This window comes from Pseudoalteromonas sp. AOP7-A1-14, assembly GCF_052376275.1.
Classification (GTDB): domain Bacteria; phylum Pseudomonadota; class Gammaproteobacteria; order Enterobacterales; family Alteromonadaceae; genus Pseudoalteromonas.
Genome location: NZ_JBQSVO010000017.1, coordinates 14,095 through 36,541, shown reverse-complemented (window position 1 = coordinate 36,541; position 22,447 = coordinate 14,095). Strand labels below are relative to the sequence as shown.

The following is a 22,447-nucleotide window of genomic DNA, read 5'->3' as shown; positions in this document are numbered from 1 at the left end:
ATTTTTCAAAGGAAGAGCACCACACGAAAACTTAGCTTTGTATTCTTTGCTTATCTTCGTTTATGTAGTTATTAAGTTAACTGTTGATCTAAAAGTTATTTTTCGTAGGTTTTGAGAGCCTTTTTTTATCTCAAATCTGAAAAAAGTTACTTTGGTTTTTATGCTTAAAAATTTAATTTCATAAAGTTAACATTTTATAAACATGCATTGTGATGAGATGCTATTTTTGAGATTTGTTGATGACATTTCAAATGTAAAAAAATTATTATTGGTGAAAAATGAAAAAATTATTAAAAGAAATAATATTTATTCGTAAGGTTCACTTTTGGCTGCGGTTTGTTTATAAAAATAGATATATTCCTAACTTCAAAAACCCAAAAACGTATAACGAAAAAGTAAACTATCGTAAAAGAAATGCGAATCATCCGTTGTTTAGTCTCTGTGCGGACAAAATAGCTGCGAAGGAATATGTCGCTTCTAAGATTGGTGAACAATATATTATTCCTAACTTATATACAGGCAGCTGTATCACACTGGAGCAAATACAGGCATTGTTAACTGAACACGGTGACTGTTTACTAAAAGCGAATCATAACTCTGGGCCTGTGTATTTGCTAACGACAGATATGACTGAATATGAACTCAAAGCAGCATGCGATGATGTTAATCACCAGTTAACCATTGATTTTGGAAAATATCAAAATGAGCCTTGGTATAGTGATATAAAACCACAAGTTTTAGTTGAAAAACGCATCTATCCAGAAGAAGGCGAAAAGGATCTCAAAGATTATAAATTTCATGTTTTTAAACAAGACGATGGCAGTTTTAAAGTGTTATTACATGTTGACTTTGATAGAACTTCAAATCATAGTCGTTCTTTTTTCGATGAACGCCTGAATTGGTTGCCTTTTTCTTCATTTGTGCCCTCTGTATATAGTACAATAAAGCCTCCTGAAAATTATAATAAAATGCTTGAGAGTGCGAAGTTGTTGGCTGATCAGTTTACCTATGTGCGAGTTGATTTCTATAATATATCAGGTGATATTTATTTTGGTGAGCTTACATTTGCACCAGGAACAGGTAGCTCAGCTTTTACTTCAGTTGCATATGATTTGTGGGTTGGTAATCTTTGGCAGGGCGATCCAGCTAAATAGAAGAAGTATTAATTTATGTATTTAGGTTCTAAAAGTAAAAAAATAACCCTACTGATCAGCTCTCTCGCCGGCGGTGGTGCTGAGGGTGTGTGTGTTAACGTTGCCAATGGTTTGGTGGATAATGGTTGGCAGGTTGGCAGGTTGGCAGGTTGATTTGTTGGTATTAAACATTAATGATGCGGCGTATCTAGGGCGCGTTAGCCAAAAGGTAAACCTAGTCGTGCTTGGTGTAAGTCAGGCGCGTAACGCGCCGTTGCCTTTATTGCGTTATATACGTAATAACAAACCCGAAAAGCTATTGGTGTTTAATTATGTGTTGGCGGTGATTATGGTCATGTTACGCAGTATATTTCGCTTTAAAACAAAAATTATTGCTCGAAATATTAATACTTTTTCAAAAAGCACAGCGGAGCCAAGAGGGCTTTGGCTTCGTTATATTGTTAGGCCCCTGATCAACCATTTTTATGCTAAATGTGATCATATAATTAATCAGTGCCAAGCGATGCACGACGATCTAGTTTCGGTATTTCCACATTTGGCCGATAAAACCAGCGTGATTTACAACCCAGTCGCAAAGCATGTTGAAGACTACGCAAAAACGCATGATTTAACCCAAGTGGAAAAACAAGATAATTTGCTTTGTGTCGGAAGGTTACAAAGTTACAAAAGCAAAAAGCTTTTCACTACACTATTGAAGGTTTTACTCATGGCTAAATTAGAAAGCTATTTAGTTCACCTTATTATGGTAAATGGATGGGTAGTCTGTGGAGAAGATTATAATGAGCAGTAATTATGAAATTGATTTAGTTATTGATTCTCTTGGTTTAGGTGGAGCTGAAAGAGTTTGTTGTAACTATGCTAATATTTTATCTGAGGCAGGCTACAGCGTCCGTATTTTGTATTATAAAAATATCACCTTGGATGGCTGAACTATCTGAAGATGAAAGTTCATGGATATACAATAATGACTTACCTAAGCATTCTGAGCTTAATATTAATGAGAGAGATTTTGCACGTTCATTTTATGAAAAACTTAAAGAGGAAATAAGAAATAAACTGGTAAATAATCAAAGAGTTGGCATTTTATTATCTGGAGGAATGGATAGCAGAATCGTAGCCGCTGTTTTAAAAACGTTAATAGATGAAGAGTTTCAAGGAGTAAATGTAACAGCATTGACTTGGGGGAAAAAAAACTCCAGGGATGTAGTTTATGCAGAAAGGATTGCAAAATTATTTGCTTGGGAATGGAAGCACTTTGAAATGAAGCCAGATGACCTATTAACTAATATGAAGATCTGCGCACAGAAGGGAGCAATATATTCACCTCTTCACTTACACGCAATGCCTAAGATTAGAAGTTTTCATGACGTTGATATTATACTAGCAGGTAGTTTTGGTGATAGTATTGGGAGGGGGGAATATTCAGGAAAAAAGGTATTAGAACTTCAATCATTTCATTCTAGACCAAGGAATAAGTTTAATTTATTGAAAAGAAAGCTTTTTGATCAACATAAAAAATTAGCCTTCTCTGAAATTGAGCGATATAGAAGTATTTATCCTAGAGATAAAGAGTACCAATATTGTGAGTTAGAAAAACAAATTCACTATATGAGGAAGCAATTGAATCAATGCATGGCTTATATAAATGAAAGTGTACCTGTTTATCAAGTTTTTACATCCCAAAGTATTTATGAATTAATTTGGTCAATAGATCCCACGTTAAGGAATGATAAATTATATCTCAATATATTGAATTTGACAAAGCCAGAGCTGCTTGAAGTCCCTTGGGCAAGGACTGGTGTTAAATATTTATCTGAACTTGAAGAAGCTCCTGATGATTTAGATAAAGAACATCATGACTATGGAATATGGATACGTAATGAACTTTATGATGATATTAAAAGTAAAGTGCTATCTAGAAATATTAAGAACATGAATGTTTTTAATATGAGCTCGCTTAAAACACTCTTGAAAAAAAATAAGAATAGATTAGGAAAGGCTACAATTATAGATGAGTACCTTATTTGGGTTGCTTCGTTATCAGACTTTATCGATATGTATGATATAAAATTTGAATCGGAACCTCTTGAAGAAAGTAGGATTGAATATATTAAAAATAGTTTAATTACATATGCACAGTTCTTTGTTTTTAATAAAAAGTATAATTTCAAAAAATAAAAATTATAGACTTACTATATTTTTATTTGTTATTAATGGTGATTTATGAAAAAAATAGCGTTGGTTATTCCATCATTGAGTTCAGGTGGGGCTGAAAGGGTAATCTCTGTCCTAGCTAATGAGTGGAGTAAAATGAATGGCTATGAAGTACATCTTTTTATTTTAACTAATCTTCCTGATGTTTATCAGTTAGAAAAAAATATATTTGTACACCGGATTGGCTTTAAGGCAAAAAAAAATAATAGACTATTAAAGTTATATATGATAGTTAAATCTATGCTTTTATTTCGAAGAGAAGTCAGCAGAATCTCCCCTGATTTTATCCTTGGTTTTTTGAGTCATGTTAATTTTTTTATTATACTGTCATTATTATTTAAAAGTAATAGAGTTTTTGTTTCGGAAAGAAATAGCCCAAATTTAAATAAAAGTATATTTTTTGAATGGATTAGAAAGTTTTTCTACTCTTTTTCTACTGGAATAATTGTTCAATCAAAAACGTTTAAAAATTTTCTTGAATACAATGGATATAACGCTAAAATAAAGGTGATTCCAAACCCGATACAAAAGTTAGAGAGTATTAATTATTCTGACACAAGAGAGAAGTATATTCTTAATGTAGGTCGTTTAGTAGATCAAAAAGATCATAGAAGATTAATAGATATTTTTAATTTGGTTGTAGATAGACAAAAAGGTTGGAAGCTTGTTATTGTTGGTGATGGGCCATTACGTAAAGAGTTATTGGAATATACGAAATTGCTTGGTTTATCAAATGAAGTAATCTTTAAAGGTGAATGTAAAAAAATAGAAGATTTTTATAATACTTCACAAATTTTCGCTTTTACTTCTAAGTACGAAGGCTTCCCAAATGCATTAGCTGAAGCTATGTCCTGCGGTCTTCCTTGTGTTAGTTTCGACTGTGTTACAGGGCCAAGTGAACTAATAAGTTCAAGTTATAATGGTTTTTTAGTTCCCGAGAAAGACAATGAGCTGTTCGCTGAGCGACTACTACAGTTAATGTCCTCATATGATTTAAGGCTTAAACTATCAAGTAATTCATCAAAAATTAGTAGTGAGTTAGACTCGAGCAAAATCGCTAAAGAGTATTTAAATTTTTGTATCGAAAATTCTAAGTAATGGCAAGCGTTTAGTGGTAATATAAACTCTTTCTAATTACGCGTCAATTAATGTGATAGTTCAACTAAATATTACTAATCGAAATTTCATACGGTACAAATTTAATTTTTTTGAAACTTTTTCATATTTATGGGTCATTATTTTTGTTGAAATTGAATATGGCAATATCGATTAAAGAGAGAATGTAGTGGTTTATTTTATACCTTTGTTTTTCCTTATGGTATCTGCTGCTTTGGACTTTTTTTGTAAAAAAGATAAGTTAACCACTGCAATAAAAATATCCTTTTCAGGGGTTGGTTTATTGTTTCTTTTCTACTTAACAGCTTTTAAGGGTAATATAGATCCTGACTACTTAAGTTATCTTAATATCTATAACAACACGCCACCGTTAACTAGTTTAAGCGAGGAGACGTTAGCTGAAGCTAGAGACAAAGCTTATGGAATTGAGTATGGAATATTATTTTTAATAGGGCTTATAAAAGCAATTGGTGGGTCCTATCAATTACTATTAATATTCTTCGCATCAACTAGTATTTTTTTGATATATAAGTTATCAAAAACTTTTAATAGAATGCACTACTTTATAGTTTTTGCCTTAGTCGCACTTTTTTATCAAGGTGTCTACATACAAATTCGATTTGCAACAGCTTGTTTTTTTTTGTACGTGTCAGTTTTTTATTACCTAAATAAGAGTGACGATCGATATAATAAAATAAAATCATTATTTTATTTTATTTTTGGTGCTCTTTTACACAATGTATGGGTGATTATTTTATTCTTTCCTATAGTTATCAAACTACGTGATTTTTTTGTAAGGCATATTATTGTTTTATTTTTATTAACTTTACCCTTATCATTTTTAGGTGTGACAGATTTTATAAGTTTTATTATAGAAAAATTTCTTAGCCGCTATAACACTTATTTATTGGAATATGAAGACTTCAGTGGGAGTAAGTTCCCCTATTACTGGCGACTTATTCTTAATTTATCTTTGTTCTATTTGTTAATATTTAGGGAAAAGAAAATAATTCATGAGATTTCTGCAGTTGAAAGATTGTTACTTGCCTTTTTGTTTTTAAACCTAGCCTCTTGGGCAGTAGGCTATAACTTTCCTATTTTGTATAGAGTATCTTGGTTTTTTGATGTTGGTTATATTTTTTTCATATTAGGTTTCTCAAGATCTCAATTTTTATTTAAGAAAATATTTTTCTTTGTTCTTTTTACTATCTATTTATTTTATCGTGTAAATAATGGGATGTCTTCGTTTTCAGATTTTTACATTGACTGGGTGTGATTGTGGAAAATACCTTTATATTTAATTGTTCAACAAATATTGTTGGTGGGGCAGTACAAAATTCGGTGAATTTTATTAAGGAAATTTACAGAAATGAAGACCAAGGGAAGTGGTTTTTTATTTTAAGTGAAGAAGTATTTATGCAAGTATCTGGTTTTATTTGTGATGATAAGTGCGCGGTTTTTAAATCACCAGCGAAGTCATTTCTATCTCGATTTAAAATTAAACGACTAGTAAAAAAAATGAAACCTGAATTAGTGTATACCTCTGCTGGCCCTACATATATTAAATTTGATTCTTTTCATGTGATGGGTTGTAGTAATCCTTATTTTTTAGGTCCTTCTAAACAAGCAATTGATTGTTTAGGTGGAAAACTGCAGGTGTTTATACGAACATTACATACAATTTATCAAGCATATTACTTTAAAATGGCAAACCATTGGTTTTTGCAAACCGAAGCTTCTATGAACGAGCTAACTAGAAAACTTAGAGTAACTCAAGGTTCATGTTCGATTATTCATAATGCGGTGTCGAATAATTTTTTAGCGCCAAATTCTGACTTCAAGGATATTTCATCAAAGCAAGTTATTAAAGTATTTGTGCCTTCAGCTTACTACCCCCATAAGAATTTAGAAATAATTCCTACTATCATCACATTACTTAACAATAATTCAAATAAACGTTACGAGTTTTATTTAACGATTAGCAATGAAAGCTTTGAAAATTTTAAGAGAATAGAGGGCTTTGAAGCTATAGAAGCGCAAATATTCAATCATGGTACATATTCACATAGTGATGCTGCAAGGCTTTATAGTATGCATGACGTAGTATTTTTACCTAGTGTTTTGGAAGTCTTTTCAACTTCTTATATTGAAGCTATTGCAATGAAGATGCCTTTAATCGTTCCTGAGTTTTCTTTCAGTAAAAGTATTTGTAAAAGTTATCCCATATATTACGAGTCTGACTCTATAGAGTCATGTGTTAGTGCATTTAGCTGTGTAGATCAATATTACAAACGTAAAAGTTACTTTTCAAATACAGCACAGGATATTACTTCACTTTATAAAACTCAGAGTGAAAGGTACCAAACCATAATTAATATATTAACAGAATTAAACAGACTAGATAGGTATTAATATGTTCAAAGAGAAAAGGTTATTAATAACTGGTGGCACAGGCTCATTTGGCAATGCTGTACTTCGCCGCTTTTTAAATACAGATATTAAAGAAATTCGAATATTCTCTCGAGATGAAAAAAAACAAGATGATATGCGTAAAGCATTTAATAATGAAAAGCTTAAGTTTTACATTGGAGATGTACGTGATCCGCAAAGTATTTCTACAGCTATGCGTGGTGTTGATTACGTGTTTCATGCAGCTGCATTAAAACAAGTTCCTTCATGTGAATTCTACCCACTTGAAGCTGTTAAAACTAATGTTTTGGGTACGGAGAATGTTTTAGAGTCTGCTATTTTCCATGGTGTTAGCCGTGTTGTATGTTTAAGTACCGATAAAGCAGTATACCCAATTAATGCTATGGGGATCTCTAAGGCGATGATGGAAAAAGTTATAATTGCAAAAAGTCGGAACTTAGAGCATACCAATACCACTATTTGCTGTACCCGTTATGGTAATGTAATGGCGTCGCGTGGGTCTGTTATTCCTTTATTTATTCGTCAAATCGTCAATGAGCAGCCTATCACTATTACTGATCCAACAATGACTCGTTTTATGATGACGTTAGATGACGCAGTTGATCTTGTGTTACATGCATTTGAAAACGGTCATAATGGTGATATTTTTGTTCAAAAAGCGCCTGCGGCAACAATTGATGTATTGGTAAAGGCTTTATTAGAAATAATGAATAAGCCTGAGCATGTTGTAAATATGATAGGTACGCGTCATGGCGAGAAGCTTTTTGAGGCGTTATGTAGCCGTGAAGAAATGTTTGTTGCTCAGGAACAAGGTGAATATTTTAGAGTACCCGCTGATAACCGCGACTTAAACTATTCTAAATTTTTTGAAGAAGGTGAATCGGACCTCTCAAAAGTTGAAGATTATAACTCTCACAATACCGAGCGGCTTAATGTAGAGCAAATGAAACAGCTATTAAGAAAGCTAGACTTTATTAGAGAAATTGAAGCTGGTAACGTATTTGTGCCGGAAGGAGTGTAACATGAAAATACTTGTTCTTGGTGCTACTGGAATGCTTGGGTATAGTATTTATAGCAATTTATCGGAAGTCAGTGATTTTGATGTTTTTGGTACTGTTAGAAATATAAATGGAAAAGAAGATTACTTTAAAAACACTTCAAACAAGCTTGTCTTTGGCGTTGATATTTATGATTTTGATTCCGTTATTTCAGTAGTTAATGATATAAACCCTGATGTTGTTATTAATTGTATTGGATTGATTAAGCAACATGATATTTCCAAGCTACACACAGACGCTATTTATGTTAATTCTCTTCTTCCCCATAAACTAGCTAAGCTTTGTAGTGCCTCTGGTGCTAAGTTAATTCACTTTTCAACCGATTGTGTTTTTACTGGAGCTGATGGGGGTTATACCGAAGATAGTAATCCTGACTCTATAGATTTATATGGTAGTTCAAAACGATTAGGTGAGGTCGATTATGGCGAGCATTTAACTTTACGAACATCTATCATAGGGCATGAGCTATCTAGTAACGTAAGTTTGGTTGATTGGTTCTTGTCTCAATCAACCAGTGTAAAGGGCTTTTCTAAGGCCGTTTTTTCTGGCTTGCCCACTGCCTATATTGCCAAGCTATTAATTGAAAAGATCTTACCGGTAGGCAACTTGTCTGGTTTATATCACCTATCCGTTGATCCTATTGATAAGTTCACACTTTTATCTCTAGTATCTAAAGTGTATAGCCATGATATAGAGATTCAGCCATCAGATAAGCTAACTATGGATAGATCTTTGAATTCAAATAAACTTAGAGATGAACTTGGATTAATTACACCGAGTTGGTCTGAGCTGATTGACTTTATGTTTGCAGATTATGTAGAAAGGTATAAAAAATGAAAAAGTTGAAGGTTGTAACTGTTGTTGGAACTCGCCCTGAAATTATTCGTTTATCAAGAACTATTACCAAATTAGATGAGTTTTGTGAGCATATACTAGTCCATACAGGGCAAAACTATGATTATGAACTAAACCAAATCTTTTTTGATGATTTGGGTATTCGCTCTCCAGATATCTTTTTAGAATGTGCGGGCGCTACTGCGGCTGAGACTATGGCGCAAGTTATAAGTAAATCAGATGCTATGTTTGCTGATGTTATGCCTGATGCTTTACTTATTTTAGGCGATACTAATAGCGCAATGGCAGCCATCCCTGCAAAACGCAAAAAAATACCAATATTTCACATGGAGGCTGGTAATCGTTGTTTTGATATGAGAGTGCCAGAGGAAATAAATCGTAAGATTGTCGATCATATTTCAGATGTTAATATGCCTTATACAGATATTGCTCGAGAATATTTACTCGCTGAAGGTTTAAAGCCTGACTTTATTGTCAAAACCGGTAGCCCTATGGACGAAGTGCTGAGTTTTTATAGTAAAAAAATCGCTGAATCTGATATTCTATCATCATTAGATTTGAATCAAGGTGAGTACTTTGTTGTTAGTGTTCATCGTGAGGAGAATGTTGATTCTGAAGTGAATATTCATAATTATGTTTTAGCTTTAAATACCTTAGCAGATAAATATGGTTATCCGATAATTGTATCGACTCATCCTAGAACAAGAAAGAAAATAGACTTGCTTAATTTACAATTCCATCCACTTGTTAAGTTGATGAAACCTCTTGGTTTTAGTGACTATGTTAAGCTTCAAAAAGAGGCTAAAGTGGTACTTAGCGATAGCGGTACTATCACAGAAGAGTCATCAATTTTAAACTTTCCTGCTGTTAACATCAGGGATGCGCAAGAGCGGCCAGAAGGATTTGAAGAGGGGGCTGTTATGTTCACTGGTATGAGTGTTGATCGTATACTTCAAGCAATCGAAATATTAGATAAGCAACCAAGAGGCGAGAATCGTCTTATCAATAAAGTTCAAAATTATATAGCACCTAATGTTTCTGATAAGGTTTTAAGAACAATAATTAGTTATACGGATTATGTTAATCGAGTTGTGTGGAGAAAGTAATAGTGCGTATAGCTCTTTTACCCGATGACTACTTACCTAGCAGTACATTAGTACATGCGAAGATGTTTCATGAACTTGCTCATGAGTTCATGAAACAAGGCCATGATGTAGTTGTTATTACGCCTGGGTTACCTGAACAGAATAAAAAGTTAATAATTGAGGTTATTGATGGGGTGACCGTTTGGCGATTTTGCGCAGGATTACGCCGTGGTGTTGGTAAGTTTAAGCGAGCAATAAACGAAAGCTTACTATCATTTCATGCTTGGGGGGCAATTAAGGCCGAGGTTCACAAAGCTCCATTTGATTTATGTGTAAATTATTCGCCTACGATTTTTTTCGGTGGCTTAACAAATAAATTAAGACGTAAATACGATACTTATATTTACTTAGTACTTAGAGATTTATTCCCGCAATGGGTAATCGACGAAGGTATGATTAAAGAGGATTCTTTAATTGCTAAGTATTTTCGCTATTTTGAGCACTTAAATTATAAGGCCTCAAACAAAATTGGCTTAATGTCTAAAGCTAATATAGATTATTTTTCTTCTATTAATCCTCAATATAAAAATACAGAAGTACTTTTAAATTGGGCTTGTTTAGTACCGTCTAAATTTGAGAGCTATACGATAGATGTGAGAGAGGAGTATAATCTTACAGATAAGGTGGTTTTTTTTTACGGTGGAAATATTGGTCACGCTCAAGACATGGCTAATTTACTTCGACTAGCTGATAGATTGAAATGTAGATCAGAAGCGCATTTCTTATTTGTTGGTCAAGGTGATGAGTTTGAACTAATAAATAGATTAAAAACCGAGTTGAAATTAGACAATGTAACAATATTACCTTCGGTTAACCAATCTCAGTATAAAGAAATTTTAACCCAAGTTGACATCGGTTTGTTTTCTCTGGCAAAAACCCATCAAGCTCATAATTTTCCTGGTAAACTTTTAGGTTACATGGTTCAGTCATTGCCTATATTAGGTAGTGTCAATGCAGGTAATGATTTAATTGATTATATTAATGATACTGAATCCGGATTTGCTTTTATAAATGGTAATGATGAGGAGCTATCCAGAGGAGCAATTGAGCTTTTGAAAAATATTGAATTGCGTAAACGAATGGGTTTAAATTCATTCGAGCTTTTGAAACAGAATTTTTCTGTTGAGCAGGCAGCGCGAAAGATTGCATTGGCATCGGATGAGCTACATTGAAAATACTTATCACTGGTTACTCAGGTTTTGTTGGTAATAATTTAGTAGAGCAATTGCAAGGCAATTATCAATTAAACCTATTAGGAAGAAAGCCATCTAATTTTGGAACTGTTTTTAAGCATAATTTGGACTCGAGTTCACTTTATAGCGAGGCGCTAGAAAATATTGATGTTGTGGTGCATTGCGCTGCAAGAGTCCATATTATGGATGATACAGCTAGTGATCCACTTAATGAATTTAGGGCCGTAAATACTCATGGAACACTTAATTTAGCTAAGCAAGCAGCACTAGCAGGTGTTAAGCGCTTTATTTTTGTTAGTTCTATAAAAGTTAATGGTGAAAGTACTACAAGTAAAAACCCTTATACAGCGTTAGATGTTCCTAAGCCTGAAGATCCCTACGGAATATCTAAAGCTGAAGCCGAGCAGCAATTATTAGAGCTTGGTAAACAGACAGGAATGGAAGTTGTGATTATTAGGCCACCGTTGGTTTACGGTGAAGGTGTAAAAGCCAATTTTGCTTCACTTATGCGTTTTGTGGGCAAAGGCTTGCCACTACCATTAAGGTTAATGAAAAATAACAAACGTAGTTTAGTGTCAGTTTATAATTTGGTTGATTTAATTAAAGTATGTATTACTCACCCTAAGGCGGCGAACCAAGTGTTTTTAGCCAGTGATGACCATGACTTATCAACCGCTGAAATGGTTGCTTTAATGGCAAAAGTGCAAGGCAAGAAAAATTTAGCTTTGCCAGTGCCAGTTTGGTGCTTTAAATTAGCAGGTAAATTGCTTAACAAGAGCGATGTTATCGATAGGTTGACTGGCTCATTACAGTTAGACATTACTCATACAAAAAATACCCTTGACTGGAAACCGCCATACTCAGTTGAACATGGTTTTAAATTGGCTGCTAAAAAACCTTCAACAAAATAATTAATGGATTTATACATGATACGTTTACTCGACTTTTTGTTTTCACTTTTTGGTTTGTTGTTTGCCTTACCATTTTTAGTGATTTTATACATTATTGGTTTGTTTGATACGGGCTCACCTATATTTACACAAGAGCGTGTTGGTCGTAATAAAAAGCCATTCACGTTAGTTAAGTTTAGGACTATGACTGTTGATACAGCATCAGTTGCGAGCCACTTAGCAAGTACAGCATCAATAACCCCTTTTGGTGGTTTTTTACGTAAAACTAAGCTTGATGAACTACCACAACTTTGGAATGTACTAAAAGGTGAAATGAGCTTAGTAGGCCCTCGCCCTGGTTTATTTAACCAAGATGAGTTAACTCAAGCTCGTGACGCGAAAAATGTATTTACTGTACGCCCAGGAATAACCGGCCTTGCTCAAGTAAATGAAATTGACATGTCTACCCCAGAGTTACTTGCAAAAACAGATCGCGAGATGATCGATACGTTAACTATCAGCAACTACTTTAAATATATATTAATGACAGTAACCGGAAGTGGTAGTGGGGATCGCATCAAATAGGTGCGAGGTAAAAGTTTAAAGGTACAAGGTGAAAGGTAAAAGATTAAAGATAAAAGTGATCAGACCCCCTATAAAGTAGATGCGAGGTCAGATCATCAATGGAAAAGCTTTTAGGCAAAAATACAAGTTTTAAAGTTAAAGGACTTAAGCTAGGTATAAGGGATTTTATGCAATAGTAAACAATAATTGTTAGATGTTAGCTATCAAGTATAAATAGAGATCCGATAGTGATTAAAGTTGAAAACTCAATGATAATGAAACCAGTGGTTTTAGGGAAATAAAATGAAAATTGCAGTAGTTGGCACAGGATATGTAGGCCTCTCTAACGCTATGTTATTAGCACAGCATAATGAAGTTGTTGCGCTCGATATTGATGAACAAAAGATAGCGCTTTTAAATAATAAAAAATCTCCAATTGTTGATACCGAGATTAGTGAGTTTTTAACACGTAGTGATTTAAGCTTTACTGCTACTACTGATAAAAATGCAGCGTATAAAAATGCTGACTATGTCATTATTGCCACCCCGACTGATTATGATGTAGAAAATAACTATTTTAATACCAGCTCAGTTGAAGCTGTTATTAAAGATGCAGTATCACATAATCCAAATGCAGTTTTAGTAATTAAATCGACAGTACCCGTCGGCTTTACTCTAAATATTAAAACAGAGTTAAATGTAGATAATTTAATATTTTCACCAGAGTTTTTACGTGAAGGTAAAGCTTTGCACGATAACTTACACCCCTCACGTATTGTAGTTGGTGAGCAAAGTGAACGTGCTGAAGTATTTGCTAATTTGTTAAAGCAAGGCGCTATAAAACAAGACATTGAAGTACTGTTTACTGACTCAACAGAAGCTGAAGCTATTAAGTTATTCTCTAACACATACTTAGCAATGCGTGTTGCTTACTTCAATGAGCTCGACAGCTACGCTGAAGCGCATGGTTTGAACAGCAAGCAAATTATACAAGGGGTAAGTTTAGACCCACGTATAGGTAACCATTATAATAACCCGTCGTTTGGTTATGGCGGTTATTGCTTACCTAAAGACACTAAACAACTTCGCGCAAATTATGCCGATGTACCAAATAATATTATTGGTGCCATTGTTGACGCTAACACTACTCGTAAAGATTTTATTGCCGATTCAATTATTAAGCGTGAACCTAAAATAGTAGGTGTTTACCGCTTGGTAATGAAAACTGGCTCTGATAATTTTAGAGCCTCTGCAATCCAAGGTATTATGAAACGTATTAAGGCTAAAGGTATTGAAGTTGTCGTGTACGAGCCTGTACTTGAAGAAAATGAATTTTATCATTCACGCGTAATTAAAGACTTAAACGAATTTAAGCTAATATCAGATGTAGTGGTATCTAACCGTATGGTAGAAGAGCTGAATGATATTGCAGATAAAGTATATACGCGCGACTTATTTGGTAGTGACTAATTAGTTACTTAGCTATATAAATTGGATATACAGTTTTATGTATCAGTCATAGCTTATTACGTAATTAAATGCCTCTTCGCTAGTAACTAGTTTTTATTGCTTTGACGTTCGATACCTCTTTACCCTTTTACATATAAAGGATTATTATGAAATATTTAGTAACAGGCGCAGCTGGCTTCATTGGTAGTGCGGTTGTAGAGAAACTAACTGCTGCAGGACATCAAGTTGTCGGTATTGATAACTTAAATGATTACTATGACGTTAACCTTAAGCTTGCACGCCTTGAACGTATTAAGCATGAGTTGTTCGAATGCAAAAAGGTTGATTTAGCAGATCGTCCAGCAATGGCTAATTTATTTGAGCAAGAGCATTTTGACCGTGTCATTCATCTTGCGGCACAAGCGGGTGTACGTTATTCAATTGAAAACCCACATGCTTACGCTGATTCTAACTTAGTTGGCCATCTGAATATTCTTGAAGGTTGTCGCCAAGCAAAAGTGAAGCATTTAATCTACGCTTCATCGAGTTCAGTTTACGGCTTAAATGCTAAAGTTCCTTTTGAGACTTCTGACTCAGTTGACCACCCAGTTTCGTTGTATGCAGCGACTAAAAAAGCCAATGAGTTGATGTCGCACAGCTACTCGCATTTATACGATATTCCAACAACTGGCCTGCGCTTCTTTACCGTGTATGGCTCGTGGGGCCGTCCAGATATGGCACCGTTTATCTTTACTAAAAAGATATTAGATGGCGACACCATTGATATTAATAACAATGGTGATATGTGGCGTGACTTTACCCACGTAGATGACATTGTTGAAGGCGTAGTACGTATCGCTGATGTAGTACCGGGTCGTGATGAACAATGGACTGTAGAGCAAGGCACGCCGGCTTCAAGTTCAGCACCTTACGCTGTATATAACATAGGTCATGGCTCACCTATTAGCTTGATGGATTTTGTGAAAGCGATTGAAGATGAGTTGGGTATAGAAGCGAAGAAAAACTTCCGTGAAATGCAGCCCGGCGATGTATACCAAACCTATGCTGATACCCAAGACTTATTTGCCGCAACGGGTTACAAACCACAAGTAGGCATTAAAAAGGGCGTTGCTGAGTTTATTACTTGGTATAAAGAGTTCTACAGCGCGTAAGCGCAATCTCTCCAATCGTATATTATATTGGGGAGGTTTTTTTCTATTTTTTAACTTACTAATCCAAAAGTAGTTATTTGAAAATGTGTCTCATGCTGAGACATTTATGAGACACATTTCACCATCATTTATTACACCAATAATGATATTTATGGAATTTTTAACCGCTGCTATTAAGCGCTACTATTTTATTTTTTCTATTTACTCAGCAAATAAACTTATTTAAAGCTAATTACACTAGTTTGTTATTTGGTATAGTTACCATATTGTTAATTCCCACATGATACAGGGTTGACCTAGTATTTACACCACAAAGGAACGTGTTATGGATAGTTTCATTCGCTCTATTTTAAACGCATCGCGTGCAAAAAAACGCATTATTACATTGTGTATTGATTCGTTATTTATTGTATTGGCGTTTTGGCTAGCGCTTATTGTGAGGCTTGATAGCTTTGAACCACTCCAGCGTTTAGATAATTGGCTTTTATTAGCAGTGTTAATACCGGTTAGCTTATATACATTTATAAGTTTAGGTCTGTATCGTGCTGTACTTAGGTACATGAACTCGCAAGCGATCTGGGCTATTGTACTCGGGACTGTAATAACAACTATCAGCTTGGTTTTAATCGCTTTTTTTATTGGTATTGATATACCACGTACAATGCCGTTTATATTTGCGTGGTTATGTTTGTTAACCGTTGGCGGATCACGTGTATTGGTTCGCGCGATGATTGGCAAAATGACAACCAGTAATAAAGAGTCTGTTATTATTTATGGCGCAGGCTCTGCTGGGCGACAACTAGCAACGGCCTTAGGTGCTGGCCCTGAGTATTTTGTGAAGGCCTTTATTGACGACGACCTAACTAAGCATGGCTCAATAATTCAGGGCATACCTGTCGTGTGCTTCAAAGATATTTACGAGTTAGTAAATAAGCGTAAAGTAAGTAAAGTGTTATTAGCGCTCCCAAGTGCAACTCGCTCCCGCCGAAAAGAAATACTCTCTCAATTAGAGCCTTTAACTATTAATGTACTTTCAATGCCTGGCATGGCTGACGTTGTTGAAGGCAAAGCAAAGCTTGCAGAAATAGCAGAAGTGGGTGTTGAAGATTTACTTGGTCGCGACCCTGTGGAACCAAATATTGATTTAATGACTGCGAATATTGAAAATAAAGTGGTTATGGTTACTGGTGCGGGTGGATCAATAGGCTCTGAACTATGCAGACAAATAGTGAAACTCAAACCGACTAAGTTAGTGTTGTTTGAGCGCAGTGAAATCGCCCTTTATTCAATTGAAAAAGAATTGGGTGAATACATAACTAACAATACACTAAATATTCAACTCATCCCCATTATGGGCTCAGTACAACGTGTAAACCGCCTTGAAACGGTAATGAGAACTTTTGGTGTGCAAACCATCTACCACGCCGCTGCTTATAAGCATGTGCCATTAGTTGAGCACAATGTAGTAGAAGGTGTTCGTAATAATGTATTTGGTACCTACTACGCCGCAAAGGCCGCTGTTGAGGCTAACGTAGATACCTTTGTATTGATTTCTACTGATAAAGCCGTACGCCCGACAAATGTAATGGGCGCGACTAAACGTATGGCCGAGCTAGTGTTGCAAGGCTTAGCACAAGAGCAAGGAGCCAAACACCAAACACGTTTTTGTATGGTACGCTTCGGTAATGTGCTTGGTTCAAGTGGATCAGTAGTACCATTATTTCGCCGCCAAATAAAAGAAGGCGGTCCAATAACATTAACTCACCCCGATATTACTCGCTATTTTATGACCATCCCTGAAGCGGCACAGCTTGTAATACAAGCAGGCGCTATGGGCAAGGGCGGTGATGTATTCGTACTTGATATGGGCGACTCGGTAAAAATAAGTGATTTGGCAACTAAAATGGTTAGATTGTCGGGCCTCGAAATTAAAACAGATGATACCCCGCATGGTGATATTGAAATAAAATGTACAGGCCTTCGCCCAGGTGAAAAGCTGTATGAAGAGCTATTAATTGGCGATAACGTAGAGCAAACACCGCATGAACGTATAATGACCGCACATGAAGTAATGCTGCCGCTCACTGAGCTTAATGTATTTATTGATGCGCTTGATATTGCTTGTCATAACTTTGAACATGAAAAGATACGTCAGCTATTACTCGATGCACCAACTGGCTTTAACCCCACTGATGGTATTTGTGATTTAGTATGGAATGCCAGACTTGAAAATGAATCTAAAGATAATATTGAAAGCGTAAGCAATGTTGTTAATTTAAGTAAATAATAAAGAAAAAGTGTCAGATGTCGGCTATCAAGTATAAATAGAGATCCGATAGTGATTAAAGTTGAAAACTCAATGATAATGAAACCAGTGGTTTTAGGGAATAGAATGAAAATTGCAGTAGTTGGCACAGGATATGTGGGCCTCTCTAACGCTATGTTATTAGCACAACATAATGAAGTTGTTGCGCTGGATATTGATGAACATAAGATAGCGCTTTTAAATAATAAAAAATCCCCCATAGTGGATATCGAAATTAGTGACTTTTTAACGCGTAGTGATTTAAATTTCACAGCTACTACAGATAAGATGGTGGCTTATACCAACGCCGACTTTATAATTATAGCCACACCAACTGATTACGATGTAGAAAATAATTATTTTAATACAAGCTCGGTAGAGGCTGTTATTAAAGATGCGGGTACACATAACCCAAACGCTGTCATGATAATTAAATCGACTATTCCTGTAGGCTTTACAAAGGATATTAAAGAACGACTCCATATTGATAATTTAATATTTTCACCAGAGTTCTTACGTGAAGGTAAAGCACTGCACGATAACTTGTATCCTTCACGTATTGTTGTGGGCGAACAGAGTGAGAGAGCGATTGTATTTGCTAATTTATTAAAGCAAGGCGCAATCAAAGACGATATTGAAATACTGTTCACCGACTCAACAGAAGCTGAAGCTATTAAGTTGTTCTCAAATACTTATTTAGCAATGCGTGTTGCTTACTTTAATGAGTTAGACAGCTACGCTGAAGCGCATGGCTTAAACAGCAAGCAAATTATACAAGGTGTTAGTTTAGATCCGCGTATAGGTAACCACTACAATAACCCTTCATTTGGTTATGGCGGCTACTGTTTACCAAAAGACACTAAACAACTTCGCGCAAATTATGCCGATGTACCTAACAATATTATCGGTGCCATCGTTGACGCTAATACCACTCGTAAAGATTTCATTGCAGCTTCTATCCTAAAACGAGGTCCTAAAGTTGTGGGTATATACCGATTAGTGATGAAGTCTGGTTCTGATAACTTTAGAGCCTCATCCATTCAAGGTATTATGAAGCGTATTAAAGCGAAAGGCATTGAAGTTGTGGTATATGAGCCAGTACTTGATGAAGGTGAGTTTTACCATTCTCGGGTAATTAAAGACTTTAACGAATTTAAGCAAATATCTGATGTGGTGGTTTCAAACCGTATGGTTGACGAGCTCAGCGATATTGCAGAGAAAGTTTATACACGTGATTTGTTTGGTAGTGATTAACGAATAAAGTTTTAATAAAAAGCGTTAGACATAAGAAGCTAAAGGCTAAAGTTACTTTATATTGGGAGCGTTGTGCAACTTTAAGGTTTAAAAGTGTGGCAATGCTCAGCTAATTTAGGCTGTAAGGTTTTTATTTTCTTTAACAAAGTAGAAGTTTGCTTTAAAAGTCAAACTACACGATATGCATTATCAATTACATCAAATATTGCAAACGACTATGATGAAAGGCAGCTAAAGGTTACTGTTGTTTTCTCTCTTATTTTAAAGATAGTAAACCATTTATTACTGGCTGTAATAATAACTGGGTGTTTAATTAAACCTTGCGCGGCGCAATAGCGTGTGTGACCTATACAGCATCATTGAAACTGCGAAATTGAAACTGCGAAGTCCAACGACTTAACGCCATTTGATTACATCATGCATTTCCTTTACGAGCTTTTTTAGTCTGAGGCAGAGACATTGAACGCTTATTGCCCTGGAACATCAATATCTAGGTGGAGATCCTCCAGTTAAGTTGATTAGCTCTTAACTGGAGTAGTCGAATCCATTAAACCACGTCGTAAAAGGTTGGAGCTGACATTTAGTTCAATTTCTAAAACCAAATTCAGGTTGATTAGTTTAGTTTAGCTTTTAAGAGCGGATTTAATAAGTAACTTAATACTGTACGCTTACCTCCTAACACATCGACTTTCGCAATCATGCCGGGACGAATAGGGTAGCTCTTACCATTTTTGACTAAGTTATTGCCTTGTGTAGCAATGAGGATCTGATAGAAATATTCTTTGCCCTGCGCTGTTTCTTCCTCAATGGTATCAGCACTGATTTGAACCACTTCGCCTTCGAGATCACCGTAAATAGAGAAATCATACGCGGTAATTTTGACTTTAGCTTTCATTCCTGGTGCTAAAAATGCGATGTCCTTGGGAGCTATTTTAGCTTCGATCAGCAATTGCTCGTCAATAGGTAATATGTATAGAATTGCTTCTCCGGGCTGTACCACTCCTCCGCGAGTGGTTACCAAAATATCATTTACCATTCCTTTAACAGGTGAAGTAATTTGTGTGCGTGTCAGTTGATCCTGTCGTTGAACCAATGACTCGTTCAGAGCATTGAGTTCTGCCTTTTTTTGAGTCAGTTCGGTGTACGCATCTTGCATATAATTGTTACTGACTTCGATAATCTTCCCTTTCAGATCTTCCAGTTCTTTCTCAACCTTTAATAACTCCATCTGACTGACTGACTCGGAGGAAATCATGGGTTGCAAGATACTAAGTTGATCTTCAACAATACGCATGTGTCTTTCTAATCCGGAAATTGTTTCTTGTTTGTTGTTGCGCCGAGCGGCAAATAAAGCTTGTTCGAATAAGCGGTCTTTTTCGTCAATTTCTAAATCGCTAGGAAAGGTTAAAGTGGGGCTATCACGCACTTCAGCCTCCAAACGAGTGATAGATGCTAGTAATGACGATGCTTGGCTCTTCCCCTCACGATATGCTGCTAAAAAACGTGTTTTATCAAGACGAAGTAAGGGTTCGCCCTGTTTAACCAATTGTCCTTCTGAGACCAGTAGTTCTTCGACGATACCACCTTCAAGGCTTTGAATTTTCTGTAAGCGACTAGAAGGAACTACCTTACCTTCTCCACGAGTGACCTCGTCAATTTCTGCAAACGCAGCCCAAATAATGAAAATGGCAACAATCAATGTACATAACCAAAGCGCTGGGCGTGCTCCAAGAAAGCGGTTCTCATCAGACCAAGGCTTATTACGTTTCATTTTTCATCTGTCCTTGTTGTGCAAAAATAGTATCAAAATCACCCTCTGTAGTAACTCTGGCATGTTTGGTATTTTGGCTTGTTTGATACTTTTATTCGTACCTGACTTATCACATTCACGGCAGGCGTAATTTGGGCTAATATGCTCAATGACTCTTACCTTTGGCGATATGAATACGTACTTTTGGATGATACCTTCACTTATTTTATGCAGTTCATTACCATAGCAGTCACACTGTTTGTCTTTATCGGCAATGTTATGAATCACTTGCTCACGGGGTAATTTTTTTGGTGTCTTGTGCGTCTTGATTAAAGTGGCGACCCATGTAGGGTCGCTTAAATAAGGCTGGATGGAGTAACTCTTTCACGGATAAAGCCGCTCCTATGTGGTTTATGTTACCCGTCGGAAATGGCTTTAGCCAAGAATGTGTTTAGTGTTATATCTTACGAGCCCGCTATTTGCATCTGTTCTATTAATACTGAGCCGGTTTGAATGCCGCCACGGCGTTCTATATCACCGCCTATACCTGCAACTGCTTTAAACATATCTTTTAAATTACCAGCGATGGTTATTTCGCTAACCGGGTATTGAATTTCACCATTTTCAACCCAAAAACCAGCTGCGCCACGCGAGTAATCACCTGTTACGGTGTTAACGCCTTGACCCATTAGCTCTGTCACTAATAATCCAGTACCCATCGTTTTAAGTAAGGCGGTTAAATCGTTATGAGTTTGTTCTACGAGCCAGTTATGAATACCGCCAGCGTGGCCAGTTGGGGTCATATTCATTTTTCGCCCAGCATAGCTCGCTAATAAGTATGTGCGTAGTTCCCCGCCGCTGATAATATCGCAATCACGCGTTTTTACGCCTTCGGCATCAAAAGGAGAGGAAGCTAAACCTTTTAATAAATGCGGACGCTCGGTAATATTAACGCAGGGGTTAAATACGGGTTTGTATAGGCTATCAAGTAAAAAGCTTGATTTACGGTATAATGCGCCACCGCCAATGGCTGACACTAAATGGCCAAATAATGAGTTGGCGATATCAGCTCTAAAAATAACGGGCACTTTCATTGTGCCTAGCTTTTGACTATTTAGCTTGGCAAGTGTTTCGGTTGCGGCTTCAAGGCCGACTGCCGCGGCATCTTTTAAATCACTTTTCTCACGCGATATAGTATAAGCAGAGTCGCGCTGCATGTTTTCGCCTTCTTTACCAATTACCATGGTGCTAATACTATGACGAGTGCGCGGAAAGCCGACTATTTGGCCGTGGCTATTACCATAAACACGTAACCCCTGGTGCGATGAAAAGCCTGCGCCATCTGAGTTTACAATTCTGTCATCGGCATTAAGTGCTGCTTGCTCTGCTTGGTGACAAAACTCCATACCTTGTTCAGGAGTTACATCCCAAGGGTGATATAAATCTAAATCAAGTGGAGCAAACTCAAGTAGCTCTTTATCAGCAATGCCATTATGTGGGTCATCAGAGGTGAACTTTGCGATATCTATGGCTTTTTCGACCACGGTGCGCAGTGTTTTAGGGTTTAAATCAGCTGTTGATGCCGAGCCTTTATGGTTACCCACATACACACTTATACCTAAACCACCGTCTTGATTAAATTCTATTGTTTCAACTTCGCCCATACGGGTACTAACCGAGAGCCCCGAAGTGCTAGACATAGCGGCTTCTGCGCCTGTTGCCCCCAGTTTTTTTGCGTGCTCAAGTACTTCGGCTACGGCATCTTTTACTTGGCTAATTTGATTATAAATAGGATCTTGCTGGTGGCTGGTCATATTCTTTCCTAGGCGAATCTTGCGTGCAATTTAAGTAAATGCTAACACAGTAAACGCTTAGCATCAGCTAATATTAATCAGTAA

At 36.1% G+C, this 22,447-nt stretch carries 19 protein-coding genes and 1 pseudogene; 17 read left to right on the top strand and 3 right to left on the bottom strand.

Annotated features, from left to right (window positions below; genetic code table 11):
* Nucleotides 1-278 precede the first annotated feature (278 nt).
* The 17 genes from ACT3RM_RS04995 to ACT3RM_RS04915 all read left to right on the top strand — a co-directional run bounded on the left by ACT3RM_RS04995 (nt 279) and on the right by ACT3RM_RS04915 (nt 18,799).
* Nucleotides 279-1,154, top strand: a complete 876-nt coding sequence (locus ACT3RM_RS04995) for an ATP-grasp fold amidoligase family protein (RefSeq protein WP_441995082.1) — start codon at nt 279-281, stop codon at nt 1,152-1,154.
* Nucleotides 1,155-1,245: 91 nt separating this feature from the next.
* Nucleotides 1,246-1,944, top strand: coding sequence for a glycosyltransferase (locus tag ACT3RM_RS04990; protein ID WP_441995080.1), 699 nt, complete (start codon nt 1,246-1,248; stop codon nt 1,942-1,944).
* Nucleotides 1,934-2,083, top strand: a complete 150-nt coding sequence (locus ACT3RM_RS04985) for a hypothetical protein (RefSeq protein ID WP_441995078.1) — start codon at nt 1,934-1,936, stop codon at nt 2,081-2,083. The genes ACT3RM_RS04990 and ACT3RM_RS04985 overlap by 11 nt, the downstream gene beginning before the upstream one ends.
* Nucleotides 2,076-3,332: an asparagine synthase-related protein gene (locus tag ACT3RM_RS04980; protein ID WP_441995077.1), complete on the top strand. Its 1,257-nt coding sequence runs from the start codon at nt 2,076-2,078 to the stop codon at nt 3,330-3,332. The genes ACT3RM_RS04985 and ACT3RM_RS04980 overlap by 8 nt, the downstream gene beginning before the upstream one ends.
* A gap of 45 nt (nt 3,333-3,377) precedes the next feature.
* Complete coding sequence (locus tag ACT3RM_RS04975; RefSeq protein WP_441995076.1) at nt 3,378-4,466, top strand: glycosyltransferase family 4 protein; 1,089 nt, start codon at nt 3,378-3,380, stop codon at nt 4,464-4,466.
* Between the two features lie 187 nt (nt 4,467-4,653).
* The gene (locus ACT3RM_RS04970) at nt 4,654-5,760 is read left to right on the top strand and encodes an EpsG family protein (RefSeq protein ID WP_441995074.1); all 1,107 of its coding nucleotides are present in this window, start codon (nt 4,654-4,656) and stop codon (nt 5,758-5,760) included.
* Between the two features lie 2 nt (nt 5,761-5,762).
* Entirely contained in the window at nt 5,763-6,896 is a 1,134-nt protein-coding gene (locus ACT3RM_RS04965) for a glycosyltransferase (protein WP_441995072.1), read from the top strand.
* A 1-nt stretch (nt 6,897) separates the two neighbouring features.
* Nucleotides 6,898-7,935, top strand: coding sequence for a polysaccharide biosynthesis protein (locus ACT3RM_RS04960; protein ID WP_441995071.1), 1,038 nt, complete (start codon nt 6,898-6,900; stop codon nt 7,933-7,935).
* A 1-nt stretch (nt 7,936) separates the two neighbouring features.
* Nucleotides 7,937-8,809, top strand: coding sequence for a dTDP-4-dehydrorhamnose reductase family protein (locus ACT3RM_RS04955; RefSeq protein WP_441995069.1), 873 nt, complete (start codon nt 7,937-7,939; stop codon nt 8,807-8,809).
* Nucleotides 8,806-9,933 (top strand): non-hydrolyzing UDP-N-acetylglucosamine 2-epimerase, encoded by a 1,128-nt coding sequence (gene wecB, locus ACT3RM_RS04950; RefSeq protein ID WP_441995067.1) that lies wholly within the window; start codon nt 8,806-8,808, stop codon nt 9,931-9,933. Before ACT3RM_RS04955 ends, wecB begins: the two co-directional genes overlap by 4 nt.
* A 2-nt stretch (nt 9,934-9,935) precedes the next feature.
* A complete protein-coding gene (locus ACT3RM_RS04945) occupies nt 9,936-11,144 on the top strand; it encodes a glycosyltransferase family 4 protein (protein WP_441995066.1) in 1,209 nt (402 codons plus the stop codon).
* Nucleotides 11,141-12,076, top strand: a complete 936-nt coding sequence (locus tag ACT3RM_RS04940; RefSeq protein ID WP_441995065.1) for a UDP-glucose 4-epimerase family protein — start codon at nt 11,141-11,143, stop codon at nt 12,074-12,076. Before ACT3RM_RS04945 ends, ACT3RM_RS04940 begins: the two co-directional genes overlap by 4 nt.
* Before the next feature lie 15 nt (nt 12,077-12,091).
* Nucleotides 12,092-12,640: a sugar transferase gene (locus ACT3RM_RS04935; RefSeq protein ID WP_441995063.1), complete on the top strand. Its 549-nt coding sequence runs from the start codon at nt 12,092-12,094 to the stop codon at nt 12,638-12,640.
* 282 nt (nt 12,641-12,922) lie between these two features.
* Nucleotides 12,923-14,089 carry a nucleotide sugar dehydrogenase gene (locus ACT3RM_RS04930; RefSeq protein ID WP_441995062.1) on the top strand — a complete coding sequence of 389 codons (1,167 nt, stop codon included), beginning with the start codon at nt 12,923-12,925 and terminating at the stop codon, nt 14,087-14,089.
* A gap of 146 nt (nt 14,090-14,235) precedes the next feature.
* The gene (locus tag ACT3RM_RS04925; RefSeq protein ID WP_441995856.1) at nt 14,236-15,240 is read left to right on the top strand and encodes an NAD-dependent epimerase; all 1,005 of its coding nucleotides are present in this window, start codon (nt 14,236-14,238) and stop codon (nt 15,238-15,240) included.
* 325 nt (nt 15,241-15,565) lie between these two features.
* Nucleotides 15,566-17,527: a polysaccharide biosynthesis protein gene (locus ACT3RM_RS04920; protein ID WP_441994894.1), complete on the top strand. Its 1,962-nt coding sequence runs from the start codon at nt 15,566-15,568 to the stop codon at nt 17,525-17,527.
* 105 nt (nt 17,528-17,632) lie between these two features.
* Complete coding sequence (locus ACT3RM_RS04915) at nt 17,633-18,799, top strand: nucleotide sugar dehydrogenase (RefSeq protein ID WP_441994896.1); 1,167 nt, start codon at nt 17,633-17,635, stop codon at nt 18,797-18,799.
* Nucleotides 18,800-19,412: 613 nt separating this feature from the next.
* On the opposite strand, the gene ACT3RM_RS04910 is transcribed toward ACT3RM_RS04915, so the two are convergent.
* The 3 genes and pseudogenes from ACT3RM_RS04910 to pmbA all read right to left on the bottom strand — a co-directional run bounded on the left by ACT3RM_RS04910 (nt 19,413) and on the right by pmbA (nt 22,363).
* Nucleotides 19,413-20,570 (bottom strand): HlyD family efflux transporter periplasmic adaptor subunit, encoded by a 1,158-nt coding sequence (locus tag ACT3RM_RS04910; protein WP_441994898.1) that lies wholly within the window; start codon nt 20,568-20,570, stop codon nt 19,413-19,415.
* A 57-nt stretch (nt 20,571-20,627) separates the two neighbouring features.
* Nucleotides 20,628-20,861 (bottom strand): annotated as a pseudogene (locus ACT3RM_RS04905) (IS66 family transposase zinc-finger binding domain-containing protein); the annotation flags it as partial.
* Between the two features lie 152 nt (nt 20,862-21,013).
* Entirely contained in the window at nt 21,014-22,363 is a 1,350-nt protein-coding gene (gene pmbA, locus ACT3RM_RS04900; protein ID WP_441835729.1) for a metalloprotease PmbA, read from the bottom strand.
* Between the last annotated feature and the right edge of the window lie 84 nt (nt 22,364-22,447).

Excerpts from the sequence above, each read along its gene's own strand:
- ACT3RM_RS04995 (WP_441995082.1), top strand. The coding sequence starts at position 279 with ATGAAAAAATTATTAAAAGAAATAATATTTATTCGTAAGGTTCACTTT.
- ACT3RM_RS04985 (WP_441995078.1), top strand. The coding sequence starts at position 1,934 with ATGAGCAGTAATTATGAAATTGATTTAGTTATTGATTCTCTTGGTTTA.
- ACT3RM_RS04980 (WP_441995077.1), top strand. The coding sequence starts at position 2,076 with ATGGCTGAACTATCTGAAGATGAAAGTTCATGGATATACAATAATGAC.
- ACT3RM_RS04975 (WP_441995076.1), top strand. The coding sequence starts at position 3,378 with ATGAAAAAAATAGCGTTGGTTATTCCATCATTGAGTTCAGGTGGGGCT.
- ACT3RM_RS04960 (WP_441995071.1), top strand. The coding sequence starts at position 6,898 with ATGTTCAAAGAGAAAAGGTTATTAATAACTGGTGGCACAGGCTCATTT.
- ACT3RM_RS04955 (WP_441995069.1), top strand. The coding sequence starts at position 7,937 with ATGAAAATACTTGTTCTTGGTGCTACTGGAATGCTTGGGTATAGTATT.
- wecB (WP_441995067.1), top strand. The coding sequence starts at position 8,806 with ATGAAAAAGTTGAAGGTTGTAACTGTTGTTGGAACTCGCCCTGAAATT.
- ACT3RM_RS04935 (WP_441995063.1), top strand. The coding sequence starts at position 12,092 with ATGATACGTTTACTCGACTTTTTGTTTTCACTTTTTGGTTTGTTGTTT.
- ACT3RM_RS04930 (WP_441995062.1), top strand. The coding sequence starts at position 12,923 with ATGAAAATTGCAGTAGTTGGCACAGGATATGTAGGCCTCTCTAACGCT.
- ACT3RM_RS04925 (WP_441995856.1), top strand. The coding sequence starts at position 14,236 with ATGAAATATTTAGTAACAGGCGCAGCTGGCTTCATTGGTAGTGCGGTT.
- ACT3RM_RS04920 (WP_441994894.1), top strand. The coding sequence starts at position 15,566 with ATGGATAGTTTCATTCGCTCTATTTTAAACGCATCGCGTGCAAAAAAA.
- ACT3RM_RS04915 (WP_441994896.1), top strand. The coding sequence starts at position 17,633 with ATGAAAATTGCAGTAGTTGGCACAGGATATGTGGGCCTCTCTAACGCT.
- ACT3RM_RS04910 (WP_441994898.1), bottom strand. The coding sequence starts at position 20,570 with ATGAAACGTAATAAGCCTTGGTCTGATGAGAACCGCTTTCTTGGAGCA.
- pmbA (WP_441835729.1), bottom strand. The coding sequence starts at position 22,363 with ATGACCAGCCACCAGCAAGATCCTATTTATAATCAAATTAGCCAAGTA.